21 protein-coding genes are annotated in these 22,754 nt (G+C 55.0%); 14 read left to right on the top strand and 7 right to left on the bottom strand.

The window, feature by feature from the left end; genetic code table 11:
• Positions 1–52 precede the first annotated feature (52 nt).
• The gene (locus C5Y83_RS11350; RefSeq protein WP_105329840.1) at positions 53–433 is read left to right on the top strand and encodes a hypothetical protein; all 381 of its coding nucleotides are present in this window, start codon (positions 53–55) and stop codon (positions 431–433) included.
• A gap of 65 nt (positions 434–498) precedes the next feature.
• On the opposite strand, the gene C5Y83_RS11345 is transcribed toward C5Y83_RS11350, so the two are convergent.
• The 3 genes from C5Y83_RS11345 to C5Y83_RS11335 all read right to left on the bottom strand — a co-directional run bounded on the left by C5Y83_RS11345 (position 499) and on the right by C5Y83_RS11335 (position 3,094).
• The gene (locus tag C5Y83_RS11345) at positions 499–1,593 is read right to left on the bottom strand and encodes a hypothetical protein (RefSeq protein WP_105329837.1); all 1,095 of its coding nucleotides are present in this window, start codon (positions 1,591–1,593) and stop codon (positions 499–501) included.
• Between the two features lie 240 nt (positions 1,594–1,833).
• A complete protein-coding gene (locus tag C5Y83_RS11340) occupies positions 1,834–2,169 on the bottom strand; it encodes a thioredoxin family protein (protein WP_105329835.1) in 336 nt (111 codons plus the stop codon).
• Positions 2,170–2,368: 199 nt separating this feature from the next.
• Positions 2,369–3,094 (bottom strand): SDR family oxidoreductase, encoded by a 726-nt coding sequence (locus C5Y83_RS11335; protein ID WP_105329833.1) that lies wholly within the window; start codon positions 3,092–3,094, stop codon positions 2,369–2,371.
• Between the two features lie 226 nt (positions 3,095–3,320).
• On the opposite strand from C5Y83_RS11335, the gene C5Y83_RS11330 reads away from it, so the two are divergent.
• Positions 3,321–4,166, top strand: a complete 846-nt coding sequence (locus C5Y83_RS11330) for an enoyl-ACP reductase (RefSeq protein WP_105329831.1) — start codon at positions 3,321–3,323, stop codon at positions 4,164–4,166.
• 244 nt (positions 4,167–4,410) lie between these two features.
• Here the strand turns inward: C5Y83_RS11330 and C5Y83_RS11325 are convergent, their stop codons facing one another.
• Positions 4,411–4,686 carry a hypothetical protein gene (locus C5Y83_RS11325; protein ID WP_105329830.1) on the bottom strand — a complete coding sequence of 92 codons (276 nt, stop codon included), beginning with the start codon at positions 4,684–4,686 and terminating at the stop codon, positions 4,411–4,413.
• Positions 4,687–4,981: 295 nt separating this feature from the next.
• Between C5Y83_RS11325 and C5Y83_RS11320 the strand changes: the two genes are divergently transcribed.
• The 8 genes from C5Y83_RS11320 (at position 4,982) to C5Y83_RS11285 (ending at position 14,609) form a co-directional block, all read left to right on the top strand.
• A complete protein-coding gene (locus C5Y83_RS11320) occupies positions 4,982–5,488 on the top strand; it encodes a CBS domain-containing protein (RefSeq protein ID WP_105329829.1) in 507 nt (168 codons plus the stop codon).
• A 116-nt stretch (positions 5,489–5,604) separates the two neighbouring features.
• Positions 5,605–6,723: a calcium/sodium antiporter gene (locus tag C5Y83_RS11315; RefSeq protein WP_105329828.1), complete on the top strand. Its 1,119-nt coding sequence runs from the start codon at positions 5,605–5,607 to the stop codon at positions 6,721–6,723.
• A gap of 121 nt (positions 6,724–6,844) precedes the next feature.
• On the top strand, positions 6,845–8,149 hold the full coding sequence (locus tag C5Y83_RS11310) for a diphosphate--fructose-6-phosphate 1-phosphotransferase (RefSeq protein WP_105329827.1): 1,305 nt from the start codon (positions 6,845–6,847) through the stop codon (positions 8,147–8,149).
• 64 nt (positions 8,150–8,213) lie between these two features.
• Entirely contained in the window at positions 8,214–9,083 is an 870-nt protein-coding gene (locus C5Y83_RS11305; RefSeq protein ID WP_105329826.1) for an HAD family hydrolase, read from the top strand.
• A gap of 87 nt (positions 9,084–9,170) precedes the next feature.
• Complete coding sequence (gene gnd, locus C5Y83_RS11300; protein WP_105329825.1) at positions 9,171–10,616, top strand: decarboxylating NADP(+)-dependent phosphogluconate dehydrogenase; 1,446 nt, start codon at positions 9,171–9,173, stop codon at positions 10,614–10,616.
• Positions 10,617–10,713: 97 nt separating this feature from the next.
• A complete protein-coding gene (locus C5Y83_RS11295) occupies positions 10,714–11,499 on the top strand; it encodes an SDR family oxidoreductase (protein WP_105330758.1) in 786 nt (261 codons plus the stop codon).
• Positions 11,500–11,767: 268 nt separating this feature from the next.
• On the top strand, positions 11,768–13,216 hold the full coding sequence (zwf, locus tag C5Y83_RS11290) for a glucose-6-phosphate dehydrogenase (RefSeq protein ID WP_105329824.1): 1,449 nt from the start codon (positions 11,768–11,770) through the stop codon (positions 13,214–13,216).
• Between the two features lie 340 nt (positions 13,217–13,556).
• On the top strand, positions 13,557–14,609 hold the full coding sequence (locus tag C5Y83_RS11285; protein WP_105329823.1) for a tRNA dihydrouridine synthase: 1,053 nt from the start codon (positions 13,557–13,559) through the stop codon (positions 14,607–14,609).
• A 20-nt stretch (positions 14,610–14,629) separates the two neighbouring features.
• Here the strand turns inward: C5Y83_RS11285 and queG are convergent, their stop codons facing one another.
• Complete coding sequence (gene queG / locus C5Y83_RS11280) at positions 14,630–15,778, bottom strand: tRNA epoxyqueuosine(34) reductase QueG (protein WP_233207193.1); 1,149 nt, start codon at positions 15,776–15,778, stop codon at positions 14,630–14,632.
• A gap of 117 nt (positions 15,779–15,895) precedes the next feature.
• Here queG and C5Y83_RS11275 point away from each other — a divergent pair, with 117 nt between their 5' ends.
• From C5Y83_RS11275 to dusB, 4 genes are all read left to right on the top strand, one after another.
• Complete coding sequence (locus tag C5Y83_RS11275) at positions 15,896–16,384, top strand: hypothetical protein (protein ID WP_105329822.1); 489 nt, start codon at positions 15,896–15,898, stop codon at positions 16,382–16,384.
• A 51-nt stretch (positions 16,385–16,435) separates the two neighbouring features.
• Entirely contained in the window at positions 16,436–17,410 is a 975-nt protein-coding gene (locus C5Y83_RS11270) for a YwqG family protein (RefSeq protein WP_105329821.1), read from the top strand.
• A gap of 198 nt (positions 17,411–17,608) precedes the next feature.
• A complete protein-coding gene (locus C5Y83_RS11265; RefSeq protein ID WP_105329818.1) occupies positions 17,609–18,250 on the top strand; it encodes a hypothetical protein in 642 nt (213 codons plus the stop codon).
• A gap of 164 nt (positions 18,251–18,414) precedes the next feature.
• On the top strand, positions 18,415–19,497 hold the full coding sequence (gene dusB / locus C5Y83_RS11260) for a tRNA dihydrouridine synthase DusB (RefSeq protein ID WP_105330756.1): 1,083 nt from the start codon (positions 18,415–18,417) through the stop codon (positions 19,495–19,497).
• Positions 19,498–19,551: 54 nt separating this feature from the next.
• Here the strand turns inward: dusB and C5Y83_RS11255 are convergent, their stop codons facing one another.
• Entirely contained in the window at positions 19,552–20,217 is a 666-nt protein-coding gene (locus C5Y83_RS11255) for a hypothetical protein (RefSeq protein ID WP_146117744.1), read from the bottom strand.
• Positions 20,218–20,290: 73 nt separating this feature from the next.
• Entirely contained in the window at positions 20,291–22,594 is a 2,304-nt protein-coding gene (locus C5Y83_RS11250) for an alanine/glycine:cation symporter family protein (protein ID WP_105329813.1), read from the bottom strand.
• Positions 22,595–22,754 lie beyond the last annotated feature (160 nt).

The raw sequence follows: 22,754 nt of genomic DNA, 5'->3' as shown, positions 1-22,754 counted from the left end.
ACAATCGGCACGAGCTAACGCCCGCTTTCCTCACTTGGACGGCCCCATTGCCATGAGCGACGAAAACCTTTTTGCCGACCATAACCCCTACCAGACGCCTGAGCACACCGGCTTGGAAGCCGCCACCGGGGTTGAACCGATCGACACCACGGGCGATGGGACCGGTGGATTGATCCCTTACAAAAACCCCGCCGCCCTGGCCGCATATTACCTGGGAATCTTTGGAATGTGTCCGATCTTGGGGATCTTCGCCTCGATTCCCGCCTTCGTGCTAGGCATCATCGGGCTACGCCGACGAGCGAACAACCCAGCGATCAAAGGTTCGGTGCACGCGTGGTTTGGAATCGTGGTCGGGGGAATCTGCACAATGCTGAACTTGGCCTGCTGGGGGATGATGATTCTTGGAATCGTTCTTAGGGTCGTGGCGCCTTAGAGAACTATTGAGAATGGTTACTTATCTCTTGGTTGCACGAGGTTTTTCTCGATGTGACGCGAGAATCAGCGAACAACTTTCCATTGGATGTAACAGTTGGGTAGTTCGGCTTGTAACTTGGCGATTCCCTCGTCGCTGACTTTGGTGAAAACAAGATACAACCGGCGCAGCGATTTCATTGTCGCCAAGTGCTTCAAGCCTTCGTCGGTGATGCGGTCATTGTCGGAAAGCTCGAGAATGGTTAACTGAGACAGACCGGCCAAGTGCTGCAAATCATCGTCCGAAATGCCGGTGTGATAGAGGTTCAGGGCCTTCAACGAGCGACACTGCCCGACGGCTTTCAAGGTTTCGGAACCGGCGGTTTCGTTGGGATATTGCAGTTCATCTGGGCGATCGCTTTCGTCGGCCAGGTAAAGGGCCTCGAGATTGGAGAATTCTTGTAGATGGCGTAAGTCTTGGGGAGCAAAGTTGTGCAGCTTGAGGATTCGGACCGAGCTCTTCCCCGGGAAACGGGCCAGTTGTGTCGAATCCCAAAGATGGACGCGGGCGATCAGATCCCCCCATGACCATACGCGATGTCCCGTCAGGCGTCGCAGCCAAACCGGGGCAAAAGGACTAACATACGAAACCATATACGAGATGGAATTCGGCCCGGATTGCACAAGATTCCACTGTTGCTGATGCGTGCGGTAGCGATAGGTCGGGTAGGCAACAACGACCCCGACCAGGGCGACCACAACGAAAAGTTGCATCAGGCGAAAGCGAAACGTCCACGGTATCGCCCATTGTTTGACCAGCCAGCCCATTGCCAAGGCCGTTGCGACAACCGCTAAAATGTCTGCCAGCAGTATCCACTTTAAAACCTTCCGACCAGGACTATTCCGCCACGGGGGCCAAATCTGATCGCTGTATAGGTTGGCCTGATCATCGTCGTACTCGAAATAAGTCCAAGGAAAACCGTGGACAACGCGATCCAGCTCTAGGCCAAACTGCGGACCGTAAACCGTGTTAGCCCAAACTTTGACTTCGTATCGCGGTTCTCCTGGCACGTTTAAGAGGGCTCCGATCACAAGCACCACACTGATTGTGGAAAGACTCGCGAAAAACGAGAGCCAACTGAAGGCTGGTTCAACCGATTGTTTAGATTCTTCGTCAGTCATGGCACGGCTGGGATTAGCAGCCTGTTGAATTTCTCAGATCGGCTAAGTTGTTGATATTGAGGCGATTGCGGCGTTGTGAATTCTTCGACATATCGAGTGGATATGCCTGCGGATTCACGCCTTGCCCTCGCCTCATTCTCAATAACTCGCTACCGAAGCAGAAAATCAACAGACGGTTAGGAATCGTTGCGAGACCGAAGTATATCGCCGTGTGGTTCATACGTCACACGATTCGCCGATTCACCCGAGCGAGTCCTGCTGAAACAGCGTGAAAGTTTGCCGCAATTCATTCGCCGACGGCCGCACCAGTTTGGTGATTACGACGCCATCCTTGAGAAAGACGAGCGTTGGCCAGAGTTTCACTTGGTACGAGCGACCGAGCCGCTTTCCCTTGCCGTCAGCAACTCGCAAATGTGCGATCTCCTTAGCGTCGGCAAGCAATGACTCGACCGTCGGGCTAAGCTGCTGGCAGTGACCACACCAGTTCGCTCCAAACTCCACGATCAGCTTTCCAGATGACTGGTCGATTTCTTCCCGAGTGGGGACTTCTTCACGGTGAGTGGGGTCAAACGGCATATTCTGACTCGATAGAAGGTACGTAGGTGAACGAGTCCTTACCACGTGCAAACTCGATGCCGAGTTTTCGTACTTGTGATATCAAAGTTCAAAGCGGCATGCTGCCGATTTTGAAGCTTGCACTAAGTATTTTCTCACCCAAGCCCACTCCCTTAGCATGGGAGAGGGCACGTGAGTCGGAGGCGTCTTGACGCAAAGATTAGGTGTATTCCTGCTTGGTCGGCTTGATAATCAGCTCGGCCACATGAGCGCGAGATGGCAAATGGCAGATGGCCAGGACCACTTCGCTGAAGTCCTCTGGCTGCAGCATGCGAGCTCGATGTTCCTCGGTGACTGGGCTAGGCCGCTGGGCGAGGATGGGGGTATCGACTTCACCGGGGTAGATATTGGTGATGCGAACGCCGTCGACGGCAACTTCATTGCCGGCAGCAGTTCCCAGGGCCGTCATGGCGAACTTTGAAGCACAGTAGGCGATGCCACCGAGGGCGTAGGCGCGTTTGCCAGAGATCGACGAGATGTTGATGATCAGACCATCTTTCCGTTCCCGCATGGACGGCAACGCGTTGTACATCAAGTTATACCCACCCGTGGCATTAATCTGCATCACCTGATCCCACTGTTCTGGGGTCATTTCGGCCATGCTGCGGGTTTTAATGTTCACGCCGGCAGCGTTGACCAAAATATCGACTGGACCGAGCGTCTTTGTTGCCCAATCGAACAGTCCTTTGACATTAGCTCGGTCGGAAACGTCCACGCTGTGGCAGTGAATTTCCGCTTCTGATTCTTTCGCGACTTCTTCCAGTACCTCGAAACGACGACCGGCGATTCCCACTTTGGCCCCATCAGCGGCCAGAGATAAGGCGATTGCCTTACCAATTCCGCTTCCACCACCCACGACCAACGCGACTTTACCTGCTAACGACATCAGTGACCGCCTTCCGAACTTCTTGGCTTGATAATAGAGGACCGTAAATCGCTGTTATTTACCACGATTCCGTGCAGCCCGCCAACCGGCAAGGGGACCTCGCTAGGGGTCGTCTTTTGCGGTGGGCGGTTTGCCGTTATCCTAAACGCTGCGCAATCGAGTGAAAATCGGTTGAGACAACGTCATCAATTACGCGAAGACATATTTCCCCTAGGGTTGAAGAAGAATGGGACTATTCACCGGAAAAAAAGGTTTGATCGTCGGCGTCGCGAACGACCGTTCGATCGCGTGGGGAATTGCTGAGAAAATCATGAACGAAGGGGGCGTCTGTGGTTTCACGCACCTTCCCGACGATCCGGAAGCGAAACGCCAGAAGAATCGCCATAAGGTGGCTCAGCTGACCGAGCCCCACGGCGGAGCCGCCAAGTTCCTCGTTCCGCTTGATGTGCAATCGGACGAAAACATCGCCGAAGTGATGAAGATTGCGGAATCCGAATTAGGCCAGATCGACTTCCTGCTGCACTCCGTTGCTTTCGCTTCGCTGGATGACCTGCGGGTTCCGACCGTTGAATGCAGCCGTGATGGTTTCAAACTGGCGATGGACATCAGCGCTTACAGCTTGATTGCCCTGACCAATGCTGCTCGCCCACTGATGAAAGAAGGTGGTTCGGTCTGTGCGATGACCTACTTCGGTGGCGAAAAGGCGGTCCAAGGCTACAACATGATGGGCGTCTGCAAGGCAGCCCTCGACAGCATTGTGAAGTATCTGGCCTTTGACTTGGGCGATTCCAATATTCGCGTGAACGCCATCAGTGCCGGCCCATTGAAGACGCTGGCCAGTAGCGCCGTGGGTGCCAAGGAAATGCTAGATCTCTATTCGGCTGTTTCGCCACTGGGACGCAATATCACGCTGGAAGAAGTTGCCAACTCAGGGGCATTCCTGCTTTCCGATATGTCGACCGGCATTACTGGCGAACTGTTGCACGTCGACGCAGGTTACAACATCATGGGTAGCCCGAATCGCTTGGCGACCGATTACAAGCGACTCAAAGACGAAGCTGCCGGCAAGTAAGCCGTTGCCAAGGCAAGCCGGATTCGAAACAACAAACGCCGCGATGACTCGCGGCGTTTTCTTTTTATCCGTCCCAGCCAACTAAAAGCCTGTTGAATTTCTCAGATCGGCTACTTAATTGAGATAGGGGCGATTGCGGCGTTGTGAATTCCTCGACATATCTCGTGGAGATGCCTGCGGACTCACGCCTTGCCCCCGCCCCAATCTCAATGACTCGCTAACGAAACAGAAAATCAACAGACTGCTAAGCAGGCGTCGGGAAGCGGCTCCTGAGGAACAAACGTTCCCACCACTTAGCCAAGCGGAGGCGAGGATCGTCGAGAGCGATGCGGTGGCTCTTCCCGCGTCGCGTGCGAACCAAAATCGCATCGGTGTCGACTTGATCGACAATCCAGTATTTATCCACCGCGTAAGTGTAGTATTCGCCACGCGATTCCGGCTCGATGTCGTGGGCTCGAGGACCAGGACTCGTGGTGTGCTTTGTCTTGGTATAGACGACCACATCGCCGGGGCGAAACATCGAAATCTCTCCAAGTCCGGAGACTACGCTAATGGGGTATTGGGCGGGCGTTTTCTTCGGGAAAAGCCCATGTTTTAGATTATCGTTCGGACGAACGCACGTCAATCTGAAGTCGATCACGCGCGACTATTGCTAGATCAGGCATGGTAGTTGCGTTTTCTACGAATCGATACGTTTTGATGTTGCCTAGGAAAAAAGGGTGGAAAGTTTCCTTTTCTGCCTGGTAAAATGAAGGCCTTGTCTTACGTCACTGCGTGATCTTTCAAACCCCACTTTTCTCGCAGGAGGATCTATTATGTCGATGCCAACTTCGGCGACTGCGCCTATTGCGCCAGCCCTTACGGCGCGCGACTTCATGACGACCAAACTGGTCACCCTGAGCCCTGACGAGGATGCTTTGGCGGCGATTCGCAAGCTGCTTTACTATCGAATTTCAGGGGCTCCGGTGGTGGACAGTGCCGGAAATTTCCTCGGGATCTTTTCGGAAAAGACCTCGATGCGTTTCCTGCTGGACGCTGCGTATTCACAGCTTCCCTCGAACAGGGTGGGAGCATTTATGAACACCGATATCGCTCGTCTCATCACGGCCGATACCGACTGGCTGAACTGCGCTCAGGTCTTCCTTTCAACGCCGTACCGGCGCCTGCCAGTATTGGATGGGATGAAACTGATCGGTCAGGTCAGCCGTCGCGACTTGCTGAATGCCGCGATTAAGATGATCGACAAGCCCGATCGTCGTAACGGCAAGTTCGTAATGTATTTCAGCGCTTTGGTCGAATTAGATCAGTCTCCGGTCGAATAACCGATCGGAGCCAACGACTACGTGTCGAAGTCCGCCGGATGCCCTTGGTTCGGCGGCCGCTGGAATGCCCCTATAATATCGGCTCCTTCCACTTTGAATGAACAGGAAAGAGCTGAATGCTAGTTGCCTCCGGTTTGATAGTCTTGGGATTGGTCGTGCTTGTGGTCGGGGGCGATCTGCTCGTTCGCGGCGCTTCTGGGATTGCATCCCTTTTAGGGATTTCTCCCCTGGTGATCGGCCTCACGGTGGTTGCCTTCGGAACCAGCGCGCCGGAACTTGCCGTCTCTCTTAGCGCCAGCTCAGGCGACGCGGCCGAGATCGCCGTGGGCAACGTGCTTGGTAGCAATATCTTTAATGTTCTCTTCATCTTGGGCATCTCGGCCCTGGTGACACCGCTGAGCGTAGCGAGTCAGTTGATTCGCCTGGAAGTCCCCTTCATGGTCGGCGTGGCGATCTTGTTGTGGGTGCTTGGCATGAACGGTCATCTTGGGCACGTGGAAGGAAGTTTGCTGTTTGGCACCCTGATGATCTACATCGTGTGGTCGATCTGGCAAAGCCGCCGCGAGAGCAAAAAGGTGGTGGAAGAATATGAAGAGGAATTCGACAACCCACCCAAATCGATCTGGGACGCTCTCCTACAACTCGTGTGGATCGTCCTGGGGCTAATCGGACTCGCTTACGGTTCGCAGTGGTTGGTCGACGGCGCGGTAATGATCGCCAGGAAACTGAACATGAGCGAACTGCTGATCGGGCTGACGATCGTCGCGGTTGGGACCTCTTTGCCGGAAGTGGTTGCCTCGGTCATGGCCTCGATCAAAGGGGAACGTGATATCGCCGTCGGAAACGTGGTGGGAAGCAATCTATTCAATATGATGTGCGTGTTGGGACTCACTGCGATTGTGGTACCGGAAGGAGTTCCTGTCCCGCAAACGGCAATTTGGCAAGAGTTCCCCGTGATGATTGCTGTTTGTGCGATTTGCCTCCCTATATTCTTCACAGGAGGGAGGATTGAACGCTGGGAAGGGGCAATGTTGTTCGGTTACTACATTCTTTACACCACTTATCTGGTGTTAGGGGCAATTGAGTCCCCCTATGCCCCAATGTTGGGCAAGGCGATGCTGTTCGGCTTGGTGCCGCTTACCATTCTGATTCTGACCGTATCGGTGCTCAATTCGCTACGTTCTACGCCCGATTTGCCATCGGAAGAAGCTCCCGAGGAAGCCACGGCCGACTAGGGCGCCTCATTGCCGCTTGGGGTGACGTCTAGTAAAATCCGCGGTTTATCCTGCCTTGCTGTTTTGTGCTGGTAGGGAGAACGCATTTTCGGCCTGTGAATCTCAGTAGCGATTGAAAAGCATGAGCACCAAGAAGAACTTGATTGTTGCCCAAAGCGGTGGCCCCAGCCCAGTTATCAACAACACGCTTCGCGGATTGGTCGAAGCCGCTTTGCAGACCGACAACATCGGGACGGTCTACGGTGCTCATCACGGGATCGAAGGGGTTTTGAAGGAAGAGCTGATCAACCTGACCGATCAGCCAGCCGAAGAGATCTCGCTGCTGCGGTACACCCCGGCTGCGGGTTCCATCGGCACGTGCCGCTATAAGCTGAAGGATTGGCAGAACGAGGACTTCGATCGCTGCATCGAGGTGTTCAAAGCCCACAACATCGGTTACTTCGTCTACATCGGCGGTAACGACTCGATGGACACCGCCAACAAGATCGCCAAGATGGCCCAAGACAAAGGGCTCGATCTGATTGGTATCGGTGGTCCGAAGACGATCGACAACGACGTCGGGGACAGCGAATTCAAGCTGATCGACCACACCCCAGGTTACGCTTCAACGGCCAAGTACTGGATGCACATGATTCAGTATGCCAACGAAGAAAACCGCGGTAGCTGCCCGGCTGACCCTGTGCTTGTGATGCAAGCCATGGGGCGCAAGATCGGTTACATCCCGGCCGCTGCTCGTCTGGCCGACCCCAAGCGAGAAATGCCACTGCAAATCTACATGGCCGAATCCCCATGCTCGCTGGAAGAACTGCACGAAAACGTCAACAAGCAGCTCAAGCAAGACGGTCGCTGCATGGTCGTGCTCAGCGAAGGGTTCGATGTGGGTGACATCGGTGCCCGTAAGGATTCCTTCGGCCACACCAGCTTCAGCGCCAGTAGTATTACTGTCGCCCAGATCGTGACCAACTACCTGAATGATCAGGGGCTGGCCGTCAAGGGTGCTGCCCGTTGTAACGTGAGCGGAACCGATCAGCGTCACGCGATGGCTTATGCTTCTTCGGTCGACCTGGACGAAGCTTACCACGCCGGTGAAATGGCCGCCGTGCTGGCCTCGACCGGACAGTCGGGCTATATGTCGACCATTCTGCGAAACGAAGGGGACGTCTATAGCGTTCGCTACGACAAAGCACCGCTTGCTGAAGTCGCCAACAGCGAACGTACCTTCCCGAAGGAATGGATTTCCGAAAGCGGTTACGACGTCACCGACGAGTTTGTCAAATACGCCAAACCACTTCTGGGCGAAGGCATGGTCAGCCTGCCGATGATCGATGGTCGTCAACGCATGACGTGCCTGCAGCCGCTGTATGCCGATCAGAAATTGCCGGCTTACGTGCCTCAAGCCGATCGCCAGGAAGCCCCCAAGAAGTAACGCCGCGTCTCAGTTCCCGACTATCACCAATCAGCAATAAAAATAGAGCGAGATCGAATCAACCATGGTTTACCAGATTGAACCAAAAGCAGAGTTTTTAGTCGGCATCGACTCGGATGGTTGCGTCTTCGACACGATGGAATTGAAGCACAAGGAATGCTTCATTCCCAACATCATCAACTACTACGAACTGCAAGGTGTCAGCAAGTACGCTCGCGAAGCGGCTGAGTTCGTAAACCTCTACTCCAAGAGCCGCGGAATCAATCGTTTCCCGGCGCTGGTCGAAGCCCTCGAATGGTTGCAGAAGCGTCCTGAAGTTCAGGAGCGTGGTGCTAAGATCAACATTCCTGAGTCGCTCGTGAAGTGGATCAAGGAAGAAACCAAGTTGGGTAACCCGGCACTGGAAGCGAAGGTTGCCGAGTCGAACGATCCGGACCTGGCTCACTGCTTGAAGTGGTCCAAAGCAGTGAACGAAACGGTCGCCGGTATGGTTCGCGGCGTGCCCCCCTTCCCTTCGGTTCGTAAGTGCCTGGAAAAACTGAGTGGCAAAGCAGATATGTTGGTCGTCTCGGCCACGCCAAACGAAGCTCTGGAAGCGGAATGGACCGAGCACGACATCGCTCAGTATGTGACGTCGATTTGCGGTCAGGAAGCTGGCAACAAGAAGGAAACGCTGACCAACGCCACCAAGTACAAGCCGAATCAAACATTGATGATCGGTGACGCCCCTGGTGACTACAAAGCAGCCGTAGCCAACGATTGCCTTTTCTACCCGATTAATCCAGGCGACGAAGAAAACAGCTGGAAACGCTTCCACGACGAAGGTATCGATAAATTCCTGAAGCTCGAATTCGCCGGCGACTATCAAAAGATGTTGCTGGAAGAATTCGATCGCTACCTGCCCGAAAAGCCAAGCTGGCCGGTCATCGACTAACGTTTCGTTCCCTCTCCTTCGCCGGGACGAGGGGACCAGAAATTACCCGAACACAAACCCGTTGGATCTCAGAGGAAACGAAACATCATGTCAGATGCTTCTTGCGACTTTGGTTTGATTGGTCTCGCCGTCATGGGCGAAAACCTGGCTCTGAACGTCGAAAGTCGTGGCTACAAAGTGGCCGTCTACAACCGAACCACCGAGAAAACGGACGAGTTCATCGAAGGCCGTGCTGCCGGTAAGAACTTTGTCGGGTGCCACGATCTGAAGACGTTGGTCGCCTCGCTCAAGCGTCCCCGCAAGGTGATGATGCTGATCAAGGCTGGTCCAGCGGTTGACGCTGTGATCGAAGAGTTGCTTCCTTACCTGGAAAAGGGCGACATCATCATCGACGGTGGTAACACCCACTACGCCGATACCGAACGCCGCACGAAGTACATCGAAGAAAAGGGCCTCCTGTTCGTCGGTTCTGGTGTTTCCGGCGGTGAAGAAGGTGCCTTGAAGGGCCCTAGCCTGATGCCGGGCGGTAGCAAAGAAGCTTGGCCCGAAATCAAAGAGATCTTCCAGGCCATCAGCGCCAAGGTCGGTCCCAACAACGACATCCCGTGCTGCGAATGGGTTGGTCCACGCGGTGCTGGTCACTATGTGAAAATGGTTCACAACGGCATCGAATATGGCGACATGCAGCTGATCTGCGAAGCCTACTTCCTGCTCAAGCATGGCCTTGGTCTGACCAACGACGAACTGTACGACGTGTTCGATCAATGGAACAGTGGCGACCTGCAAAGCTATCTGATCGAAATCACCCGCGACATCTTCAGCGTGAAAGATGACGAGGGGGACGGTTACCTGGTCGACAAGGTTCTCGACGTGGCTGGTGCCAAGGGAACCGGTAAGTGGATGAGCCAATTAGCGTTGGACCTCGGCGTGCCAAGCACCTTGGTGACGACGGCGGTTTACGCTCGTGCCCTGTCGGCTGCTAAGGAAGCCCGTGTTCGTGCCAGCAAGGTGCTGACCGGCCCAAGCGGCAAGACTACCGAAGACCGTGCGAAGTTCATCGAACAAGTTCGCGAAGCATTGTACGCGTCGAAACTGTGCAGTTACGCTCAAGGCTTTGTCCAGTTGCAAGCCGCTTCGGCGGAGCACGATTGGGACCTCAACTACGGCGAATGTGCCCTCTTGTGGCGCGGTGGCTGTATCATTCGTGCCCAGTTCCTCGATCGCATCAAGGAAGCATTCGATAAGGACGGCAACCTCGAAAACCTGCTGCTCGATCCTTACTTCACGGAAGCAGTCACCAAGGGACAAGACGGCTGGCGTGCCGTGGTGCAGTCAGCAATCGGCTTGGGGATTCCGACTCCTGCCTTCGCTGGTGCTCTGGCTTATTACGACGGCTACCGCAACGCTCGTTTGCCGGCGAACTTGCTACAAGCCCAACGCGATTACTTCGGTGCTCACACATTCCAGCGAACCGACAAGGAAGGTACCTTCCATGCCGAGTGGCTGCATCGTCGTCGCGAGCCAAAGTCGTAGTTCAGCCCCACGTCGGTTGAATTGAATTTCTAGGAACCTGCCATGGATGCCCTGACGATTGACGCCAGGGCATCCAGCCAAGAAGATCGAACGACGCATGGCATCTGACTACTTAACGAAACTGTTCGGACTCGATGGTCAAGTCGCCATCGTGGTCGGAGCATCTGGGGTTCTTGGTGGCGCAATCGCAGAAGGGTTGGCATCGGCCGGCGCGACGGTGGTTGTCAGTGGCCTGAATCCCGAACGGGGCGAGAACCGCGCCAATCTCATCCGAGAAGCGGGCGGCAAAGCTGCTTTCATCGCCGCCGATACCTTGTCCCGCGATTCGCTGGCGCAACTTCGCGATCAATGCATCGAGAAGTTCGGCCGCGTCGATATGCTGGTCAATTGTGCCGGCGTGAACTCTTCCGTCCCCTATGAAGAGATTAGCGACGACGATTGGCAACGCGTGATGGACACCAATCTCACCGGTACGCATCTCGCCTGCCAGGTGTTTGCCCCTCACTTCGCGGCCCAAGAAGAAGGCGGTGCGGTGCTTAACATCGGCAGCGTAACGGCGCACTTGCCGTTGTCGCGAGTCTTTGCTTATTCGGCATCGAAAGCGGCCGTTTTGAACCTGACCAAGAACCTGGCACGCGAATATGCCACGCAAGGGGTTCGCTTCAACGTCCTTTGCCCTGGCTTCTTCCCGGCGGAACAAAACCGCAAGATCCTCGACAAAGAACGCGTCGACAACATCATCGGCCAAACCCCGATGGCCCGCTTCGGCGAGCCTGAAGAATTGGTCGGAGCTTCAATCCTGTTGTTATCGCGAAACGCCGGAAGCTTCATCACCGGAGCCACCGTCTATGTCGATGGCGGTTTCACGGCGATGCGGTTCTAAGGAAGTGTCGCTTGACGACTCTCACAAACTTCTTCGAGCGACGCGATCTGGGCGTCGTTCGCTAGCGACACGCTGAATTAACGCAACCTCCCTGGGTTCAGCAACCGATATAGGGGGCTAGATGCGGAACAGACGCGTGCGCTTCTTATTTTTACGCCGCGTCTGGTTGTCGTGAGGGGCAAAACACTGCCACAATGGATCGTTATCCAGGCGGACCCCAAGGATTCATCAACGAGCGAAACCGAGCAGGAGCGGAACAGGAAAAGCCATGTCTCATACCATCGTGATCTTCGGCGCCTCTGGCGACCTGACTAGTCGGAAGCTAATTCCCGCTCTGTATCTCCTCTCGAAGAAGAAACGCTTGCCAGAAAACACGCGAATCGTGGGGATGTCGCGGACCGATTTCTCGCACGACGCCTGGCGGAAAGAACTGAAAGAGTCGACCCAGAAGTTCACCGGCGAGAAGTTCGAGGAAGCCAGCTGGACCGACTTCGCTGCCAACGTCTACTACCACCCTGGCGATCTCACGAAACTCGATGACCTGACCGGTTTGAAGTCGTTCCTGGAAGAAGTCGAAGGTGGTGAGGCAGAACGCGTCTACTATCTTTCAACGGCCCCGCGACTCTACGTCGAAGCAATCGATCAACTCGGTGCCTCGGGGCTGGCGAACCAAGAAGAAGGAAGTCGTCGAATCGTGCTCGAGAAGCCGTTCGGCTACGACCTGGGCACCGCTAAGAAGCTGAATTCAGATGTGAACCGCGTCTTCCCTGAAAAGAACGTCTATCGTATCGACCATTACCTGGGCAAGGAAACGGTTCAGAACATGTTGGTGATGCGATTCGCCAATTCGATCTTCGAACCAGTCTGGAATCGCAACTACATCGATCATGTCCAAATCACGGTGGCGGAAGAAGTCCTCGTTGGTCGTCGCGGTGGTTACTACGATCAAGCTGGCGTCCTACGAGATATGTTCCAAAACCATCTGCTGCAGCTGCTGATGATCACGGCGATGGAAGCCCCGGTGAAGTTCGACGCCGACATGGTTCGTGACGAAAAGGTGAAGGTCCTGCAATCGATTCGCCCGATGGATGAGTCGGAGGTTCGCACTGAAACACTGCGGGGCCAATATGCCGGATACCGCAACGAAGAAGGTGTGCCAAAAGACAGTCAAACGGAAACGTTCGCTGCCTTACGTTTGTGGGTCGATAACTGGCGTTGGAACGGCGTGCCGTTTTATCTCCGTAGCGGCAAAGGTATGTCGTGTCGAACCACGCAGATCGTAATTCAGTATCGCCAGCCACCGCTGACACTCTTCAACAAGAAAGATCGCCCAATCGATTCCAATCGGCTGGTCATTCAGATTCAGCCCGCCGAAGGCATTCAATTGCAGATCCAAAGCAAGGTGCCCGACGAAGGGATGTCGACTCGAATGACTTCGCTCGACTTTCGCTTCTGTCAGCAGTATAGCGGCGAGCTGCCCGATGCTTATCAGCGACTTCTATTGGATGCCCTGCAAGGCGATGCCAGCTTGTTCGCGCGAAGCGACGAGGTGGAATTGGCCTGGGGGATCATCGATCCGATCATCAAGACTTGGCGTTCCGATAAGGCTCCCACGCTTCATCTCTACGAAGATGGTTATTGGGGACCGAACGAGTCGGCCGATTGGATGGCCGAACATGGTCGCCAGTGGTTCGACGTCTGCCCAGTGCTGCATTAAGCCGCTGGACAATGCGGGCATTCGAAAAGAAAAAGGGTCGACCGGTTGGGGCAGGTAACCGATCGACCCCGCAGCATCGCTGGTGATCTCAGAGACCAGCGATGAATTCTGGGTGTGATCTTGGGCGAACCAAAATCACATTTTGACTTTCTTAAGAGTGTTTATCGGCCAGTCGTTCGGGGGACTTAAGCGAAGGTGTCGAAATTTCTCGGCAAACATTCATCTAGTCTTCACACAAATGCGGGTAGTCACGGGAAATCACACTTTTCGTGCAATCATCAGCTGCTATCCTGATCTAGATGGATAGGGTTAAACCGTTTAGAGGGGTTCAGAGCAGTTCATGTCGTTGCGGTTAGGTAATTTAGAACTAGATTTTCCGCTCGTTCAGGCAGCGTTGTCAGGCTACAGCGATATGTCCATGCGGGTGATTGCACGTCGAATGGGGGCCTCCTATTCGATCTGTGAGGTGATGCTGGACAAGTTTTTGGTCAATTTGAACGACCGAAAAAAGAATCGCCATTTCCTCGCTATCGCCGACGAAGAGCACCCAGTGGGTGGCCAGCTGATGGGGGCCGAGCCAGAGCAGTTCTCCGCCGGAGCCGCGAAGTTGGTCGAGGCCGGTTTCGATGTCATCGATATCAATTTCGGTTGTCCCGTGAAGAAGGTGTTGGGGCGTTGCCGCGGTGGTTTTCATCTCGGCCAGCCTGAGGTCGCCCTGGAAATCATTCGCCGCACCCGCGATGTCGTCCCCTCGGAAACTCCGCTGACAGTGAAAATGCGCCGCGGAATCGACGACACGCAGGAAAGCCGCGATAAGTTCTTCGAGATCCTTGACGGCGCGTTTGAAACGGGCGTCGACGCGATTACCGTTCATGGCCGCACCGTTGAACAGCGTTACATCGGCCCCAGCCGTTGGGAGTTCCTGGCCGACGTAAAGCGGCACGTTGGCGATCGCACCATCCTAGGAAGCGGCGACTTGTTTTCGGCCCAAGATTGCTTCGACATGATGCGCGAGACGGGCGTCGACGGCGTGACCGTGGCCCGAGGTGCGATCGGTAATCCCTGGATCTTCCAGCAAGGACGTGCTTTGGCTGCCGGCGAGCCCCTCCCCTTGCCTCCCACGACCCTCGAGCAGCGTGAGACGATTGAGGAGCACCTGCGATTGGTGGTCGAGCTCTACGGGGAAGGCCGTGCGATGACTCAGTTCCGCAAGTTCGGCGTGAAGTATTCGTTCCTCCATCCGCAGATGGAAGAACTCCGCCAGAAGTTTGTGCGAATCAAAGAGCTCGCCGACTGGCATACCATCCGCGAGGAATTCTACATGGTCGATCAGCCCGGTAAGTATATCTCTGCCGAACTTCACAATGGTCAAGTGAACTGCGCTGCTGGGTAGTGTCTTCGGCCAAGCCTGCGTCAATCGCTTGGCAGGGATCGCCCGTTTGCCAAAGCTTGCTCGATTTCACGACGAACTTGCGGTTCGGTCTCGATGTCGCTTCGTTCCTGCAAAGCTTCCACGACCCACGCTGCTTGATGTTGTCCAAGCGCCCAGGCCGCTGCACCGCGAACAAGCCACTCTTGATCGTTGAGTCCTTGGATTAGTGCCGAAACGTTGTCTTCATGCGGCCGGTTCCCGAGCACAATCGCAGCGTTTCGCAAGATGCCGCGGCGCCGAGTTCGCCAGAGCGGCGTTTTTCGGAAGCGAGCACGGAACTCGTCTTCGGTGATCTCAAAGAGAGAACGGAGTTCGAGCGGCGCACGGTCACTGGCTGGGAAGAAAGTTTCGTGCGTGGTGACCGGAGCTTTGTTGTTCCATGGGCAGACGTCCTGGCAAACGTCGCAGCCGAAAACCCAGTCTTCCATTCCATGACGCAGTTCCGCCGGAATTTCGTCACGCAGTTCGATCGTTAGGTACGAAATACAGCGTGTCGCATCCAGCACGTGCGGTTTTACAAAGGCGTCGGTAGGACAAGCATCGAGACACGCCGTACAGGTGCCACAGTGGCTGGCCTTGTGGGGTTCGTCGTAGCTTAGTGGCTGGTCGATCAAGATCGCCGCTAGAAAGAACAAGCTTCCCAACTGCTTATTCAACAGCATCGTGTTCTTGCCAAACCAACCAAGTCCCGCCTGCTGGGCGAACTCCCTTTCCAAGAGGGGCGCCGTGTCGACCACGCCACGTACTTTGGCCTCTGGAGCGAAGTCTCCGATGGATCGCTTCAATTGCTTCAGCCGGGCGTGAATCCAGTCGTGGTAATCGAGTTCACCGAACGCGTAACGCGACACCCTTCCCTTTCCAGAATCTAGCGGTGGGATTGGCTGGCTTTTGTAGTTGAGGGCCAGCATCACGATGCTTTGTACGCCATCCAGGACGTACTTCGGATGAGAATAAGCGTCCCGGCGATCTTCCAGGTACTGCATTTCGCCCGCGAAACCGGCGTCGAGCCAATCGTGCAAACGGGTAACGCCGGTGGGGCTGACCGCTGGACAGACGCCAACCGCGGAGAAGCCAACCGATAGGGCTTCGTTACGGATAAAAGTGGTCAGATCAGTGGCTGAATCGGTCACGCGCGTAAAAGCCGCAAATGCGTTTGCGTTCGTTAAGGAGCGTAATTAGGGTGAAATAGTACGGATTGATTTACCAGGGAAGGTATTTGTTCGCAGGTTCATGCAAGGTTTCGTCAGATGCGTAAGGGTACCCTGGTTTTGCTGGTCGCAGCATTCGCTGCTTGTTTGGTTTCCGAAAGCGAAGCCCAAACGGATGGTCAAATCATTGTCCATCGTACCTCATCGATCGGCTTCGGTAACGGTGGTTACTTTGGCGGAAGTTGCGGTAATCCTTGGATCTACGGACCGTGGACCCAAACACTTGGCTTCATTCCTACGCCACCGTATTACTCGCTCTATCCGCCGGTTTATTACTCGCACAACGTTTATCGCCCTTACGGCATGAGCCCATTCCCGGTTACTTCTTACCAACCAGGCACGTCGGTGAACTACGAACGTTCGACGCCAGAACCGAAATTGGTGGTCAATCCTTACGTTGATCAGGAAGTCGCCAGCGAAAGAATTCCGGCCGAGCCGATCGAGGTCCAACCAGTTATGAAAGTGGTGGACGCCAAGGGAAGCGAGATCGAAGGTGCCAGCCCGCTGGTCATCGAGAATTCTCTTTAATTTTTCAAGCGATGCTGTCCTCCGCCATGCCAGCCACGTACATTGGTTGGCATGTACGAGCACCTAACAACGCTATACGAAAATCTGGCAACTCTTCTCGAAGCTGAGCCCGAATTGGACGCTCAGCGAATCCTACGGATCGTACGTCCCTCGGTCCGTTTGATGGTCGGTTCCAAGAACCCCAGCTCCTACCCATTAGGGGCTTCTCGTTTAGGCGGTATCCCAGATGTGCCGCCTCAGTTCGTCTGGCCTTATTGGCAGCCTCGACCGGACGAAACCGATTGCTGTGGTGCTCCCCTGAAGAGCCTGGAACCCATTCCACTCAATTTCATCGCCCAACTCGATTTATCGGCGATCCCACAAATTGATGAAGCCATGCCGACCTCTGGATGGCTCTATTTCTTTTACGATCTGTTGGGGCAACCTTGGGGAACCGATCCGCACGAGGCCGATCGCTTCCGCGTGATTTACGTGAACTGTTCCCGAAATACGCTGAGTCCTGCGGAAAAACCAGAAGAGATCGATCCGGAATTCGATACGGGCGATAACTGGGATCTCGTGCCAAGCGTTGAGCTGACCTTGCCCGACGAGTATATCGGGTTCGAAGAGTACGAGTCTCCGCGTTACTTTGCCTATCAGCGACTCGCGGCCCAACTGACCTACCAGGGGAAGCACCCCAGCCGTTTCCTTGGTCACGCCGACCTGGTGCAATCGCCGCTGGAAAATCTGGGAAATCCATTCGAGACGGAGGAGGATGCGAGTCTGGATATTAGCGAGGAGGAGGTGGACGAACTGTTAGCTCAGATTCGCCGTGGCGAGCTCCAATTCGAAGACTCGCATCACGAGCGAATTCACGCTTTGGAGAACGATCTCTACCCATGGAGGCTGTTGCTTCAAATCGATGGTGTCGCCAGTGATGAAACTGTCTTTTGGAATGACGAAGGACGGCTGTTCTTCATGATCCGCAAAGACGACCTGCTAGCAGGGCGGTTCGATCGTGTCTGGCTCAATTTGCAGACAACCTAATCCCGGTTTGATCGCGGTGTGAACTTGAGAGATTTTTGTCAGGTTCTTCTGATTCGTCTTGCTGTTGGCTAGCAGTCTTTGGTACCCTCCCCCGCCGTCAGTTTTCGTCGGACGGTGGTTTTGCTTAGATTTCGGGAGGAAAACGGTTGTCCCAGAGAAGTTGAGGAGGCCGTTGCCGAGTCCGGAAAAGGATTTCCCATGAAGACGCTCGTTACCGCAAGTTTGTTGATCCTCGTCCTGGTTGTGACCGGATGCAAGAACCAGCAAGCCCAGCAGCTCAATCCATTCAACGCCTACGGTATGCAGCGCGTTCCCCCGCCGGGCACGCAGTCGTACGGCCAGTCCGCGGTAACTGCTCCGAATCCGTACTATCAGGCCCCTGCCGGTGCTCCGGCTGCGTCGCAAGCACCAACGCTCAACGGCGGTTATCAACAGTCTCCTCCAGCACAATTCTCGCCCCCTTCGACGTCCGCACCTGCCAACATGCAGCCGCCATCGAGTTATGGTCAGGGCCAGTGGCAAAAGGTTAGCGGAACAACGTCCTCCAGTGGAGTATCGCAGGCCTCGTACACAGAAGAAGTTGCCACCCAGTCCAGCAGTGCTCAAGCAGCAACCAGCTCGGCGACATCTTCGGCAAGCACCGATGCGATGGGGCCTGGCACGTCGAGCGGTACCACGAGTAACCCGTATACCAACGGAATGCGCGTCAACGATTTGACAGAAGTCGCCCAGCCGTTATCACCCCCAGCGACTTCAACGGTCCCCTACGGTGGCTGGACCACACCCCCAGCGGCTTCGGCCAGCACGCAATCGGTACCGCAGCCGAGTCGTATCCCGTAGAGCAGTCGCAGCCAGTTCGGGCGAGCAACTTCCCTTTCGTGTGTCCATCCGAGCGGTTTCCACGTCCTGTTCACAGTTGCCGGGACGTCTAAATCGCGATCCACTGGTAACTTCTCGGCGGATGCCACTTGACCATTTCGGTCGAAGTAGGAACCATGGAAGCCATGGAAACTCCGCAAAAACTTGAACATCTGACTGGGGAACCGACCACGACCGATTTGAAGCTTCCACCGCTGAAAATCGGGGAAATGGTCGTCGATCCTCCGATTCTGCAAGCTCCGATGGCCGGTTTCACGAATTATGCCTTTCGGCAGATCGTGCGCGGCTACGGCGGAGCGGGCCTACTGGCGACCGAAATGGTGAATGCTCGTGGTTTTCATTGGTTGGATGAACATGAAGCTGAGTTCCCTGATCGCTTGTGGGGTGTCGAAGACGAAGCACGTCCGCTTGCTGTACAGATTTGGGACAATCAGCCGGATGTGATGGCCAAAGTGGGCCGCCGACTGGTTGAAGAGTTCCAGGTTAGCGTGGTCGACATCAACTTCGGCTGCCCTGTAAAGCAGGTCACCGAGAAAGCCCATAGTGGCTCGTATCTCCTACGCGAGCCTGAGAGAATGGGCCAGATCATTTCGCGACTGGTCGAAGCGTGTGCACCAACGCCGGTGACCGCCAAGATTCGTTTGGGATGTTCGGAAAATACGATTAATGCCAACGAGATCGCTCGCGTCGTCGAAGAGAGTGGTGCTGCGGCATTGACGGTGCATGGTCGTGTGGCCGAGCAGTATTTCAAAGGCCAGGCCGACTGGGATCGGATCTCCGAGATCAAGTCGTATCTGAAGAAGATTCCCTTGATCGGCAACGGGGATCTCGATTCGGCGGAGAAAGTCTTTCGGGCGTTTCGCGATTACAACGTCGACGGTGTGATGATTGCGCGGGCCTGCCTGGGACGTCCTTGGCTGTTCGCTCAAGCGGCCGCCGCGATCCAAGGTCGACCAATTCCGCCAGAACCAACGCTTAACGAGCAGCGAGACTGCATGCTGGAGCACTACAAGCTAGTGGTTGAGCGGTTCGGAGAAGCGAAGGGAACGCTGCTAATGCGGAAGTTTGCCTGCTGTTATGCTCAAGCAAAGCCGGGCGCGCGGCACTTCCGAAAGCATGTGGCGAACGTTGCCACCAAGGAAGAATTCTTTGAAGTGGTCGACAAGCATTTCCCTTGCGACGTACCTTCCGAACCGGTTGCCTCGTAGATGTATTGCCCCCTCGTTATCTCGGGAGGAGGAGGCGACCGATTTGTAGCATGTCTACCAGCGACAGGTCAGCTGGTGGCTATGCTGCTGATGGCTGTGCCCTCGATAGCTGTCGTGACGAGGGCTATGGTAACTTGCCCTGTTTGGCGTGGCGATCTGATGGACTAGTCCTTCTTGCGAGTTCAGCACGCGTAGGTCGTCGTCCGTGTCGAACTTTCCATCGAGGCCAGCGCTGCGAATGCCGTAGTTACCGTTGTCTTCAGGTTCGTACCGAACGGAATTGCCGAACGCGTCCTCGAATTTGAGGACCAGCTTGTTGCCTTCGATTCCTTCCGGCAAATTGCCGTTTTCTTGGCGATACGTCTCGATCTCGACACACGCCGTGTTAAGCACGTCGTGAGTTTTCGCGATTTTAGGGACTTCAACGCGATAGTGATGGAAGGTATTAGCCGCGATGGCCAGGGTACCGATTCCGGCGGCGACAAACAGCGAACCAAGCCCACCCAAGATCAGCCCCGCCATTGCCAGGCCGCGTTTAGGCGAGAACATACCGAAGAAGCTGATTAGAAAGCCGAGCGGGCAGAGTAGCCCGAACGTAAACAATAGGCCAAACAGCGAGATCCCAAAGCCCCACGCTCCCATCAAATTGTGGGAGCGCCGTCTTGGGGAGTGACACGCTGCTTGTTCGTTTTGATTTTGGTCGTGTCGGCGAGAACACATCGGATGACTTCCTTTTTCCGGGGGAAACGTGGGAGAAATCGAGACATCTCCCACTCAGGAAGTCATTCGCGGGTTAGTGAGAAATATTGAACTCGCCTGCTTTCAATTTTCGCCAATACTCGGTTACCGCCCGCTTAACCGTGGGTGCTAACAGTAGGCAGCCTAAGATGTTAGGGAATGCCATCGAAAGGATCATGAAGTCGGAAAAATCAAGCACATTGTTGAGCGAGAAGATTGGTCCGAGGAATACGGCGATCACGAAGATGATCTTGTAGAGAAAAACGGCTCGAGCCCCGAACAGCCGTTCCCAGCAGCGTTCGCCGTAGTAGCTCCACGAAATAATCGTCGAGAAGGCGAACAGCACGACCGCTAGGGTCAGGATGTACGGGAACCAACTGATTTCAGCACTGAACGCGGCCGAAGTCAGTTCGACGCCTGCCATGCCGTTCTCGTGAACCAATTCCTTGCTGTCCCAAGCACCGGTGATCAAGATCACCAACGCGGTCATCGAGCAAACCACGATCGTATCGATAAACGGTTCCAAAAGGGCGACGAAGCCTTCGCGGACAGGTTCATCCGTCTTCGCAGCACTGTGAGCAATCGCCGCACTACCGACACCCGCTTCATTGCTAAATGCAGCTCGGCGAACGCCAATCACGATCACACCGATCAAGCCTCCCCGAACAGCATCCGGGTTGAAAGCCTGGGTGAAGATGGTGGAAACCAATCCAGGTATCTCGTTGTAATGCGTGCAGATAATCCACAGACAGGCCAGGATGTACATCAAGCACATCGCGGGAACAATCTTGCCGGCCGTGGCCCCAATTCGCTTGATCCCGCCGATGATCACCAGGCCAACCAGCGCGGCCATGATGATGCCGAATCCAATCTTGAACTGGTTCTCGAATGAGTTGATCTTGCCTAGTAATTCCTTGCGGCGTGTTTGCAGGGCTGGCAGGCGATCGAAATCTTCCTCGGCGGCCGCGGTCTTAAGCTCTGCTTGAACGGTTTTCAGTTGATCCTTGTCGGTGTTTGGCACCATCGAAAGAACCTGGGAAGCAGCTTGATTGCCTTGGAACATATTGCCGCCACCAAAGCTCGCCATCACGCACATGATCGCGAATACGATGGAGAAAAACACACCCACCGGACGCAGACCGAATTGCTCGAAAGAGTTCACCAGGTACTGCATCGGACCACCAAGGATCGTGCCGTCCGGCTTCACTTCGCGGTACATCTGACCCAGCGTACATTCGACGAATTTACTGGTCATACCGAAGAAACCGCAGAGAATCATCCAGAAGAATGCCCCTGGGCCACCATCGGTCATGGCGATTGTCACCCCAGCGATGTTGCCTAAACCAACGGTCGCGGACAGGGCGGAAGCAAGCGCTTGGAAGTGAGTCACTTCCCCGGGCTCGTTGGGATTGTCATAGGTTCCACGAACGACATTGATCGCGTGAGGAACACCCCAGAAGTTGACCAGGCCAAAGTAGAGTGTGAACAGGATTGCTCCACCCGAAAGCCAAATCACAACCAGCGGAACACCGCCGATGTATTCGGTGAAGATATAAGGTGTCTCTTGGCCGTTGGCTTTGAAATCGATGGCCATTTCGCCTGCCAAGGCCATTTCGCGAATTTGCTCCGGCGTTTTCCATTCATCTTTGTCGGTGCTCAGCGCTGAGCGAACCTTGCGCAGTGGCTTGTAAATCGCTTGGTCGCCATCTTTGTCGAGCACGTACTTGGTCGAGTCATTAATGACGTACTTCACATACTCGACACTGCGGGTCTTCTTGACTCCTTCGCGATCGACGTACGTCAGCTTCCCTTGGCGATACGGTTTGTCAGGATCGCCCGATCCGGCTGCTTTGCCTGTTTCGACCCAGGCCGATACTTCGTTCAGCGTTGCTTCGTCCGGCATATCAGCCGGTTTACGAGCTTTGCTGTTCTCGGCAATTTTGAAGGGATCGTCGGTTCCCTCGCTGCGCCAGTAATAAAGTACGTAGTTCTCTTGAGCGTATTGTTGCTCGTCCGGGAATACCGTGTAGAAAAGGGTCGCCTTGAGGATGCTCACCACCTGGCCGAAACCATTGTCGACACGCTTCATCCAATCGGGGGTTTCCACATCGGTGATATCGACCGGTGGTGGGAACGAGTTGTCAGCAGCGGGTGTTGACGCTTCTTCCGGCGAACTTGCCGCTTGTTCCCCTGCTGGCTTCTCGTCGGCTGGCTGCTCCGCCGCCATGGGGGGCTCGTCAGCTTGCGGTTGATCAGGCTCCGCGCCGTCTTGGGCAGCGACGACGACACAGATCAGTCCCATGACGAGTAGCGAACCGGCGAAGATGCGCCACGGCTTCAACAATCGATTTGCGATCATGCAAATATCCCAAACAACCAAAGCTTCCGGTTGGGCGTGGGGCCAGCCGCCGGAAGTCTGTTAAAAAAATCGATTTAGGGGGATGGGGTGTCGTACTGACAGCGATCGTTTTAAGGTGTAAATCGTGTTAAGTCAACAGTTTACGTTCGACCGGCAGAGG

The sequence above is a fragment of the Blastopirellula marina genome (assembly GCF_002967765.1).
GTDB lineage: Bacteria > Planctomycetota > Planctomycetia > Pirellulales > Pirellulaceae > Bremerella > Bremerella marina_A.
Note: the sequence above shows the minus strand (reverse complement) of the source record. Positions and strands in the feature narration are given on the sequence as shown.